Source organism: uncultured Acinetobacter sp., from assembly GCF_947624825.1.
GTDB lineage: Bacteria > Pseudomonadota > Gammaproteobacteria > Pseudomonadales > Moraxellaceae > Acinetobacter.
Window position 1 is genome coordinate 1 of the sequence record NZ_CANQLZ010000067.1, and the last position, 11470, is coordinate 11470.

Genomic DNA, 11470 nt, shown 5'->3' on the forward strand with positions numbered 1-11470 from the left:
ACTTACCCAAGTTACGCCTTAAATTTGGCTCAATTAGGGGCGCTTTGCATTTCAAATCTTTGTGCAACAAAGCCCTTCTAAACCATCTAGGCGATGGCAAACTTCATCACACGAACACACGTTTTGGATTCACCCTTCTAAACCATCTAGGCGATGGCAAACAAAGGCTAAACCGCTTACAGGGGACTCACATACTTCTAAACCATCTAGGCGATGGCAAACAAATGATGGCGCTGTATGGCGAGCATTTTTTACTTCTAAACCATCTAGGCGATGGCAAACATAATATCCTGGTGGGCCAGGTAGTCATTCACCTTCTAAACCATCTAGGCGATGGCAAACCTATTCAATCATTAGATGTAGGTGTACCAGAACTTCTAAACCATCTAGGCGATGGCAAACTGTTGAAAAGACATATTGCTATTCTTCTCCGTCTTCTAAACCATCTAGGCGATGGCAAACTTTAGAAGCTGTACCAATGGGAATACCTGATTCTTCTAAACCATCTAGGCGATGGCAAACCACCCCCCAATGACCCTATCAACGCGTTGATACTTCTAAACCATCTAGGCGATGGCAAACTATAGTCTGTAAAGTTATATATTCCCGAAAGTCTTCTAAACCATCTAGGCGATGGCAAACCTTCTAATAGTTCAACAATAACCTTAGACATACTTCTAAACCATCTAGGCGATGGCAAACACCAAATAATTTGAAATTGGTTTATTCAGCATCTTCTAAACCATCTAGGCGATGGCAAACTGATCTAAAGCAGATAAAGGATTTGTTGTTCACTTCTAAACCATCTAGGCGATGGCAAACAATTAAAGTACTTTCTACTCAACTAGCTGAATCTTCTAAACCATCTAGGCGATGGCAAACCTTGAATATGGAATTGATATATCAATTGTTAACTTCTAAACCATCTAGGCGATGGCAAACTTACCAGTTTGGGTATTCCAAGCGACCCCCAACTTCTAAACCATCTAGGCGATGGCAAACCAAATCAAGTTATCTTGCGACCTGCACCAACACTTCTAAACCATCTAGGCGATGGCAAACAAATTGCGTAAAGTTGGCTTGGGGTTATTGGTCTTCTAAACCATCTAGGCGATGGCAAACTCTACTGGTAAACTTGTTGCTCTTGATCAGCACTTCTAAACCATCTAGGCGATGGCAAACATGCGTTGCATGTGGAGGGAATAAGTGTCACTCTTCTAAACCATCTAGGCGATGGCAAACTGGTTAAACGAATACCATTCTTTTTCTTGAATCTTCTAAACCATCTAGGCGATGGCAAACAGCTTTATCAACCCCAAGCCATTCTCACCTTACTTCTAAACCATCTAGGCGATGGCAAACACCTAGACTAAAAGAGCTGCTTAAGAGTGTAACTTCTAAACCATCTAGGCGATGGCAAACTAGAGATTTTAATTAAAAAAACTCTAAATAATAATAACATAAGCTGTTAAAGAGTGAAAATAGATCAGAAAATATATATTCTATAAATCATTGAAATTATTTAATTTTATTGCATATCTCAGAAATGAAGTTAAACATATAGTCTAAAACATCATTATCTTGGCACGTTTCGATCAATTGCATCCGAAATTCTTTTTGGTTATGTCCCAATTTTGCAGATGCAAAGGCTTGAGGCATCACAAAAGCATCTTTCACTAAATCAGCAATATCAAACACCAAGCCACCACGGCGAGTTTTACCATGTAAAATAGGCAAGGCAAAGCTAATGCCCATACCATTTAAAGTGACAGCCGCGTAGCCGTAAGCAATATAATTACCATGGTCTAAATAGCTATTGGCAATATCTCGCATAGATTCATGCGATGCTTTACCTTCTTCACGGCTAAACTCAAAATTAAAACCTGCTGCTAAGTTTTTATATAATGATTTTGCCCATCTTCCTTCTGCTGCTAACAATTGGGTTTGATTGGTGGCATGTTCAATATCTTGCTGAAAACGTTGTTGAGCAACTTGATCAAGCACAATACCATGTTGAATTAAGGCAATATTCTTTTTCCAAATAGTTTCTACAATAGAAATACGTTCTAAAAGTAGGATTTTTGCCATTAAAACTCTTACATCATCTTGCAACCATGCTTTCATCCAAATTTGCATATATTCGGTTGGACGATATTCACTTTGTGGCGCAAGAAAAGTTAAATCGAGCGCAGAAAATAAAGGCGAGCCGCCAGAACCACAAAAACCTACCATCACATTGGATTCTGCAAGTCGTCTAGCGGCAGCATCGGTAATTGAACTGCCTTTTCCTAACAATAAAAAAGCGGTGTTTTTCTCGGGAATATTATAGAAATGCTCTACAGGTTGTAAGCTATCCGTCAGATACACAATCCGATCATCTTTTAAAGCAACACGTACACGTTCTAAATAAAATACACAAGCACGTTTAGACAGCATTAAAGCTCGGCTGCGTTGTTGACGGAGATCACTCATCATTCATATCCTTTTAAATCACTTCAAATACAGGAAGGGCAAAGGCCTGTTGCTTACGTGCTAAACCATAACTATCAGGCAAACCGTTTAAATCCTTCACATGAGCATTCTCAGGATTTGTATAACTTTTAGGTAAACCGTATTGAGGATGATTTAAATCAACATCTAAAATTTCAACATTGACTGTAAAGCCTTGTCCTGTCGTTTGGCTCGCCACTTGAAAATAAGGCATCTTTTTGGCTTGTTTAAGACGTTTGGCATTACGGCTTTCAGTTTTCTCAGTAGCATTGCGTTCTGAATTTAATGTCGGAATACGAAAACGGAAATAAGATTTATAGCCTGTTACTTTTGCCGTGGGTACAGCAGCGGGATGATTTAATATTGCATAATCCCGAATTTTCCAATGTCCTTTAATCTTATCAATTAATTGCTCAAGCGAATGCTGTTCGGTGGCAAAAATACGCAGCACATCGTATTGAGGTAATACAGGTGCATTGTATTTCAGCGCCTTTTTCTGCATTTTGGCTTTTTGCTTTGGCGATATTTCAAGTGCCAACGCAAAGGTATTGGGGATTTCTCGAAATACCGCATGCAAAATGCTATAAATTTGATTACGAAGATGGGCGAGGGTCAGCTCGCCATCATCTGCGCTATCCATAATACGAAGATCAAGATAGTAATTTGCTTGCATATTTACTCTCCCTCAGAGTAAACGCCGCCACGGATTAAACAGGCAATCATAAACATACCTTTTTCGCTGTTTGGGTCTAAGGTGCGAATTTCTTTTAAAATATCAAAACCTGAGACTTTTTCTTTACCCACACGGAAAAATTGCTGTGCATCTAAACTTGCACCATTTGGCTCAACAGGGATTGGCTTTTCATCATTTTCTAAAAATTCTGGATACCATGTATCAATGGTACGCAAAGCATTACCAATTTTTTGATCACGAATTGCAGCTTGCCCTAAAAATTGGTTATCACTCGATTGTTTATTCGGTGTTTTAGGATTTAATTGATAGAGTGAACGAGAGAAGCCTTTAGGCTTATCTTCTAAATAATTTTGTGATGGAAATACTTCAACAGCGCCCATACCAAAATCTAAAATCGCCTCAATATGTAAACTTGCGCTAACATCGCCTTGCATGCCTTTAACAATAATGTCGGCAAGTTTTTTCTCATCAGCAGATACATCAGCAAAAGATTTTAAGCCATAGTCTAAAGCCTTAAATTCGGCAATTTTTTCATAGCTTTTTACGCTTTGGCTGTTATCATGCAAATTGGCTTTGCTGACTTTAATTAGAATATTTTCGGCAATTACACGGTTACGCCATAACCAACGACCATTCACGATATTACGCACATAACGGCGAGCAACTTCTTTAATGCCTTCACTTTCTTTGGCTTTTTCTACAAAATCTTTAAAACCTTGACGGAAATCTTTTTCGTCTTGTTTATCTGCACCTGCTTTGGTTGCAGCAGCAAATAAAATATGTTGTAAATCAATAAAACGTAAATCCCATTTAACGAGTAGTTTAGTATTCGGGAAAAGTTTTGCAGATTCAGTCATTTGAATATTTGATACTTCACGTGCCACCGCATTACCAACAGCGGCACCTTTGGCTTTATTACCTGCCACGTTTTGTGTACCACGAATACCGTGGTACATCACATTTAAGATTTCTTCTTTACCATCATCATGTAAATGATAAAAAGCTGCATCACTGATTAAAGTGCCACGTTGTAATGACAAACTGCCTGGTAATTTTTTAAAGTTTTCAGCTTTAGACATGAAATTTTTTCCTATATATAAAGTGTGTATTAATTGTCTAAGTTTTGGGATTGTTGCAATAAAAAAACATCTTTGGGAAGCCAACTGTGTGACCATTGCAGCGTTGTTAAATAATCATCAGCGTAGCGAGAGTCATCTTTGGCTATTTCGGCTAACACATAATTTAAAGATAAATAGTCAATGAGCCCTGTTAATGGTTCGGCATAAGCATGTGGGGTTTCATCTTGTTGATCTGCATGACGAATCCCTGAGCGCTCTGTGGTGGGTTGTTCTAATAGGGCATAGCCTAAAGTGGTGGCAGATAGCCATTCCAATCGTTCGTCTGGCAATAATGCTAAACGTGGTACATCACTGCGTTTATCTTGGGCTTTATAAGCAAGAAGTTGGGTAAATGCCTGTAAACGATTCACTTGATAGGCTTTTTGATAGTTGGTGAGTAAATCTTGACGATCACGGATTAAAAAACCTGAACTGATTTGCGCTAAGGCTTTTTTAAGATTCTTAAAAATTTCAATTTTGCCAAATTCTAAAATATGACCACCTGCAAATTTACTACGTTGTAATGTGTTCAACACAATATCTAGATCAGGGTCAGAATCTTCCACTTCTAACACTAAGCTAAATAACAAATGGCAACTTGCTGTCGGTTGTAGCGAAAGTGCATATTTATTTTTAGATGAATAATCATTTTTACCAATAAAGGTCGCACCACGGCGCTGTGCAGGGGTAAAGCGTCCGTAGGCTTCACCGCCTAATTTTTGTGTGTCATGGTGAATATAATGAAAACCTTTATCTTCACATTCAAGCTGACGGGCTAAGTGATGGCAAAACATCGCTGCTGCCATTAACGGTGCACCACCCATTAATAAACCATTGCTGACAAAATTAGCGGCTTGCACTTTAATATATGGAATTACAATAAAACGGCTCATTTAAGTAACTCCTGAATACGACGTGATAAGAAGAGTTTAGAATCAGCCTCAGACAGCGAAATTTCAGTTTCTACTTTATGTTTATTCCAATAGCGATGTTGGCAGATTTTTTTAGCAATATGGTCAGCAAATAAAACTTGCCAATCTTCAAACTGTTGTAATTGAGGGTTAATCAAACCTTGTACCAAAATAGAAACATTTGGATGACTCCAAAAAGATTTACGCTCTAAATCTTCTACTGTAGGTAATTGTTTTTCTATGGATTTTAAGCTGTCTAGAATATCTTTTCCTTGTGCTAAAACATGCTCCACCACAAGTTTTAATTTTTCGACTTCTTCAGTGCGTGTATTCATATTATTAAAAGGTGCATAAACGCCAAGATCGTTAAATCCAAGATCATGACTTAATTTTTTCTGTTCAATGAGTTGTTGTGCATATCGAGTCAATTCAATATACAGCTCACGACTGATATAGGCATTAGAAATCTGATATTCAAAGCCTTTATAGAAATATTGGAACGCTAGTCGTTCTTGTGGGTTGATGGTTGGGCTAGATATCACCATTGGGCGTTGTAGTGCTCTAATTAAAATTGGACTGCCAGCATTCTGGCTATTCGAGCCGCCTACTCCAAAAACTGCGGTTTGAATATTTCTAAGAGCAGAGTTTTGTCCTTCTGATTTACGTTGTTCTTTTAAACGATCAACTTCCTCATTTAAGAGGAAATTTACCCCTGCTGCGGATAATGGGCTAATTGAAATATAATGATTCTCGCCTTTAGGAATCAGCAATTGACGCATACGAATATCAATATTCTCTAATCCTGTCGAGAATGATTGTTGCAGTGCCTGTTTAAAATGAGGTTTAAGTTGATTGACTTGCTGTTTAAAATCATCATCAGTTCCAGATAAATCCTCATCAAATTGAATGGCATTAATTACTTTAAATAAAGTGGCCGTTTTCCCTGAATTGGTATGATATCCAACAGGAATATGTATATTTTCGTCTAATAATGTTTTGGCTGAAATATAGGGCAAATTAAGAGTTTCATTATTTGCTAATCTGATTCCACCACCTTGTATATTTGTATTTACAGGTTTTAAGCTGTGATGGACAGATTCAGCAAGGGTGTGCTGATAACTATCCTGATCTATTGTTTTTGAAGTCATTTTAACCTTCGAATTAAATATATTTATTTATAAAGTGTATGAATAATTTAGTTTTAACATAAATCATTGAATGAAAATATGGCAATACTTCATCAATACGACACAGAATGTCGTGCTATTAGAAGATTTTCTACGATTGATTTATTTGCTTAAGTTGATAGAGCATATTCTCTAAATTGTGAATAAGGTCATTCAGATTTTGGGATGATAGTTTTAAATTAGAAACTTGTGGAACGGTGTAACTATCAATTAAATGCTGAGATAAATCATTATTGGGAAGTAAGTCTTCTTCAAATAAGTTAAGTTGTTCTGATATACTCATTTTAAATCTCCAGTAGTACTAATAATTCTTGGGTTTGTGCAAAGCAGGTATGAAATTTGGTCATGGATTACCTGCTTTTTTTATAATATGAGTTTGATGAATTGAAGTAAATATATAAATGAGTATACATCGGGATAAGTTTTTAAATTATTCGATAATATGATGAAAATATTCAAGATATTAATATTAATGGTGTAACAAAATGTGTAATCCATCTAAGAGATGGCAGAAATACGAAAAGGGTATACATCTTTCTAAACCATCTAAGAGATGGCAAACTAAAAAGCAATTTATTCTAGCATAATAATGATAAAGATGAATAACGGTATTCATATACGTTAACTTATGTCGCTTAAACCTTTTATATTTAAGTGTTTATGTGCTAAATATAAATCAATCAATTCATATTATAAAAAATTAATTAACCCGAATCCTGCTTAAGCCGATGACTCCATAATTTGAATCGTTGGCTTATTTCGATGGGTTAATTGATATGCACATAACGAAGCATAAATTCCGCTGAGAAATCCATAAGTACTGCGTGCTTTACTCGTCACTAAATGATATTGCCCTTTCAATAAGCTGAATAATGTTTCTATCTTATTGCGTTGCCTTAGGTGATATTCATCTGATGCACTGAGTTGAACAGATTCCATGTTCCTCCGATGATAAGTAATTAAATCAATACTTTGAACTTGCAGCCTGCGCTTTAATTCTTGGCTGATGTAGCCTCGATCCCCGTAAATTTTTCCTTTTAGGCCATCAACTAATTGCTCAACCATTTTTATGTCAGCAACATGTCCATTCGATAAAGCAGAACAGGTAATTTCACCAAATTGATTCATCGCAATATGTAATTTACAGCCATAGAACCAACCCATTGAGCTTCTACCGCGTGATGCAATTTGGACTAATGATTTATGGCGTTGAATACGTTGATTTTTACAAACTGGAAGAGTTGTTGAATCAATCCATAAATATTGTGTTTCTTGACCTTTCATCAGCGCCACATGCAAAGCGTGTAGAGCCAATTGGTGCATATTGATCAGATGAATCATCCTTTGATAGCAAGGCAAGTACTTAAATAAATAGCTTTTATCTTCTTTTAACCAAGTGAAAAAGGCTTTGAAATTAGTGAAATGAGAGGATTTATACCAAATAGCAATAAAGATAATTTCTGAAAGACTGAGTTGAGCAACTCGGATTCTTGAAAGTTGGCCATCTTGCTTGAGAAATTTCCAATAAGTTGCTTCAAATTGTAGAAAAAAGTCATCAATTAAGCAGAATAATTCGGTACTATTGAACATTGGGACTAGGGTTGTGAGTTTGGTGTGGTAACTCAACTGATGGCTCTAGTCCTTCTATTTTTCAAGTCAATTTCTTATCCGCGATTCGGGTTAATTATGCACATTGTTATCGTATCGGTCTGTGAAAAAAGGGCATTAAAAAAGACCAGAGCAGTACTTGATAGCTACGCCATTCGTACAGGACAGAATACGTGGCAAGCCCCAATGACGATGGAGGGCCTACATGAAATTCGTAAAGCACTTAAAAAAACCGCTACACGCCAAACAGCTGTTGCTGCTTATAAAAATTTCGGTACACGCCGTATGCGACTTGCTTGGGTAGTGGGTTCAAAACATAAATTTAATTCAACGGGTGCATATCCTGTTGCCTCAACCAAAAAACAGCAAAAGCAATTACAAATTCCTGATTGGATCAAAGCCGCAAGTTTATTGGCAGGTGCAGCAGGCGATGTACATGATATTGGCAAAGCATCTCAACATTTTCAGCATAAACTTAGCCCAAACATGGCGGGGAAAAAGGTAAAAGATGACATTCGGCATGAATGGCTATCGATGAAACTTTTACAAGCGATGCGCGCCAATGGTTGGCAATGGCGACCAGCTTGGGAGAATATCGATCGTAGAATAGATAAATTAACTTTAGGCAACAGAACAGAGATTAAAAAAGAAGCCCTACAAAATGAGTTAGAAGCAGTCGATTATCTTGTGGTAACACATCATGGTTTATTAGGCGATAGAGAAAATTTTTCTTCTTTGCATGTACGAAATAATTTACCGTCAGAATCTCAAATAACTTGTGCAGGAGATTTGCCCGAGAGCATTTTTAAGAGCCATCGGCATCGTATGAATCGTCTAGCGAAACAAACGGAATGTGCCCAGAATAATTCTTTATATTGGAAAGCATTGTCTTTACATGCGCGTGCTGCCCTCATTCATGCCGATCACATTGTTTCAGCCGAGCAATTTTCGCAGCATTTACCTGAAAATATTCAATTATTTGCCAATACCAAATTTAAGAAAAACCTACAGGGAAAATTAGAAAAGATACAAGATCAACCTTTAGATTGGCATTTGCAACAAGTCGGTGACCGATCAAGTTATATTGCTACAAAGATGCTCACCGATTTAAATCTAGCGGGTTTAAGCGAGCAAACGGTGGAATATATTTGTCAGCCATCTACCGAAAATCGCTTTTTATGGCAAAATCATGTCGCCAATGCCCTACAAAAACACATCAATAAAACCCCTGATGTACCGTGTTTACTCTTAAATATTGCAGGAACAGGAAGCGGTAAAACCCGTATGAATTTAAGAACCGCCTGTACCTTAAGACCCAATGATCCCCGAATTGCAATTGCACTGAATTTGCGCTCTTTAACCTTGCAAACAGGTGAGGCTTTACAGCAATCCATGAATTTATCCGAGGATGAAATTGCAATCATTATTGGTGATAAAACCACACAGAATCTATTTAATCAACGTAATGCTCAAGATGTAGGTATAGATGATGATGAAAATTTAGCAGAGCCGATTTTTGATGCCTATGGAGAAGTGCAAGACCTACCGGCATGGTTAATTCCGTTATATACCCAAAATAATAAACGTGGAAAAAGCATCGATAAAACAGGTCAAACGGTTTTAACATCACCGCTATTAGTTTCAACAATTGATTATTTAATTGCAGCAGGTGAACCGCATCGTCAAGGGCATCATGTCAAAGCCTTGTTGCGATTAATAAGTAGTGATTTAATTTTAGATGAAATTGATGGCTACGAACCTAAATCATTAATGGCAGTGTTACGTCTTGTACAACTTGCTGCGATGTATGGTCGTCATGTGATTTGTTCTTCGGCAACGCTATCGAGTACGGTTGCAGACAGCATATATCGTGCCTTTGAATCAGGTATAGAAATACGTCAGGCTTTATATCAATCGCCACAAAAATTTATACTTGCTGTAGCGGATAACGAGCTAAAACCGAAAATAGAGCTCATCGAGCTTGAGAAAAAATTTCAATTTATCCAAAACTACCAACAACATTTAAGTGAATTACAAACAGTTTTGGCAGAAAAATCAGCACATCCTTATCGTCTAGCACAACTCGCACCCATTGAAAATCCAACAGTAAATAATTGGAAAGCCACCGTTTTAGAACACGTTGAAAAATTGCATCAACAACATGCTTGGACAATTAAAAAGAGTGATAAAAAGATTTCTTTTGGTTTAATTCGTGTTGCTAATATTAAACATGCAATTGATTTAGCAAAAGAATTAACTAATAAATTGCCTAATGCTCAAATCGCTTGTTACCATGCCAATGATTGGTTGATTTCACGTTTTCATAAAGAGCAAAGGCTAGACTTTTTACTCTCACGACATAAAAAAGGCACCAAACGCCCTACAGGTAATGAGCATATTTATACAGATGATGAAATTCTTTCAGTCTTAAAACACAGTCAAAGCACTGATGATATTCCTTTTATTGTGATTGCCACGCCTGTAGAAGAAGTTGGACGAGATCATGATTTTGACTGGGCTATTATTGATGCTTCAAGTATTCAATCTATTGTACAAACAGCAGGACGTGTCAATCGGCATCGTTTAAATGTGGTGAAATCGCCTAATATTGTGATTCCACAATTTAATTACCGTTATTGTCAGAATAAAGATAATCACCGTAAAGCAGCAGTATTTACCCGTCCGGGTTATGAAGGGTATGCCGATACTGATGAGCATTACAAAACACAAGATTTAGCCAAACTTCTACCTTGGTCAGAAGAAAATACATTAGTGATTGATGCACGTCTACGCTTTGATATGAATTATTGTAAATTTGCTAAATTTGATGATGAGCAAATTGAAGAATTTAATGAAGAATATTTTGCTTCATCAGGAAGTCAGAAATTTTCTAGTGTCCAAGCTCATCCTGATTTAATGAAAGAGCAAATTTATAAAGATACCTGTTTACGTGCGTACCAAAAGAAAGAAGTTTATAGTTTTGATTATGTGGATGATGAGCTGATTTTTTATCATTATCCTGAACATCAAAAGGAATTGAATTTTGCGACAGGAAGATATGAACAACAAGTTAAGACTGTAAATTTTGAAGTAGAAGAAGCACCATTAAATGCATGGTTAAATCTAAATCCTGAGGAATTAATTGAATTATGTGAAGAAAAAGGTATAACGGTTGAAGAAGGTTGTAAAATATCTTTAGCCATTTATGGGGATACTATACCGCAATGGACTTATCATATAGGTTTTGGTGTTTACTCAAAACAATGATATTGAGTTATAGCTAGATCGCATTTGATAGCTGTAATAGACTTCTTTAAATTTTTTTTTAAGTCATAGATTATCGTAATTAAGTTGAACCTTAAGCCTATTTTTTGCTTCAATTGTATGATATGTGCTGAATTAGCAGGAGACTTTCACTTGGGATATGCTAGGCAGCTAACCGATAAAAGTTCTCTGCTATTT

The 11470-nt window shown here is 36.8% G+C and carries 7 protein-coding genes and 1 CRISPR repeat array; of the genes, 1 reads left to right on the forward strand and 6 read right to left on the reverse strand.

Annotated features, from left to right (window positions below; all coding sequences use genetic code 11):
* The first annotated feature begins 74 nt into the window (after positions 1–74).
* A CRISPR array of direct repeats spans positions 75–1422; the repeat unit is 28 nt; unit sequence CTTCTAAACCATCTAGGCGATGGCAAAC.
* Between the two features lie 96 nt (positions 1423–1518).
* The 6 genes from cas1f to Q0017_RS11970 all read right to left on the reverse strand — a co-directional run bounded on the left by cas1f (position 1519) and on the right by Q0017_RS11970 (position 7990).
* A complete protein-coding gene (cas1f, locus tag Q0017_RS11945) occupies positions 1519–2472 on the reverse strand; it encodes a type I-F CRISPR-associated endonuclease Cas1f (RefSeq protein ID WP_298147115.1) in 954 nt (317 codons plus the stop codon).
* Between the two features lie 13 nt (positions 2473–2485).
* On the reverse strand, positions 2486–3163 hold the full coding sequence (locus Q0017_RS11950; protein ID WP_298147117.1) for a type I-F CRISPR-associated endoribonuclease Cas6/Csy4: 678 nt from the start codon (positions 3161–3163) through the stop codon (positions 2486–2488).
* 2 nt (positions 3164–3165) lie between these two features.
* Entirely contained in the window at positions 3166–4263 is a 1098-nt protein-coding gene (gene csy3 / locus Q0017_RS11955) for a type I-F CRISPR-associated protein Csy3 (RefSeq protein ID WP_298147120.1), read from the reverse strand.
* A 29-nt stretch (positions 4264–4292) separates the two neighbouring features.
* Positions 4293–5195: a type I-F CRISPR-associated protein Csy2 gene (gene csy2 / locus Q0017_RS11960; protein WP_298147122.1), complete on the reverse strand. Its 903-nt coding sequence runs from the start codon at positions 5193–5195 to the stop codon at positions 4293–4295.
* A complete protein-coding gene (locus Q0017_RS11965; protein ID WP_298147125.1) occupies positions 5192–6361 on the reverse strand; it encodes a hypothetical protein in 1170 nt (389 codons plus the stop codon). The genes csy2 and Q0017_RS11965 overlap by 4 nt, the downstream gene beginning before the upstream one ends.
* Positions 6362–7120: 759 nt before the next feature.
* Positions 7121–7990 (reverse strand): IS982 family transposase, encoded by an 870-nt coding sequence (locus Q0017_RS11970; RefSeq protein ID WP_166222581.1) that lies wholly within the window; start codon positions 7988–7990, stop codon positions 7121–7123.
* A gap of 96 nt (positions 7991–8086) precedes the next feature.
* Between Q0017_RS11970 and cas3f the strand changes: the two genes are divergently transcribed.
* A complete protein-coding gene (cas3f, locus tag Q0017_RS11975) occupies positions 8087–11275 on the forward strand; it encodes a type I-F CRISPR-associated helicase Cas3f (protein ID WP_298147128.1) in 3189 nt (1062 codons plus the stop codon).
* The last annotated feature ends 195 nt before the right edge of the window (positions 11276–11470 follow it).

What these genes read in the sequence shown, in the direction of transcription:
- cas1f (WP_298147115.1), bottom strand. Translation starts at nt 2,472, where the DNA reads ATGAGTGATCTCCGTCAACAACGCAGCCGAGCTTTAATGCTGTCTAAA.
- Q0017_RS11950 (WP_298147117.1), bottom strand. Translation starts at nt 3,163, where the DNA reads ATGCAAGCAAATTACTATCTTGATCTTCGTATTATGGATAGCGCAGAT.
- csy3 (WP_298147120.1), bottom strand. Translation starts at nt 4,263, where the DNA reads ATGTCTAAAGCTGAAAACTTTAAAAAATTACCAGGCAGTTTGTCATTA.
- csy2 (WP_298147122.1), bottom strand. Translation starts at nt 5,195, where the DNA reads ATGAGCCGTTTTATTGTAATTCCATATATTAAAGTGCAAGCCGCTAAT.
- Q0017_RS11965 (WP_298147125.1), bottom strand. Translation starts at nt 6,361, where the DNA reads ATGACTTCAAAAACAATAGATCAGGATAGTTATCAGCACACCCTTGCT.
- Q0017_RS11970 (WP_166222581.1), bottom strand. Translation starts at nt 7,990, where the DNA reads ATGTTCAATAGTACCGAATTATTCTGCTTAATTGATGACTTTTTTCTA.
- cas3f (WP_298147128.1), top strand. Translation starts at nt 8,087, where the DNA reads ATGCACATTGTTATCGTATCGGTCTGTGAAAAAAGGGCATTAAAAAAG.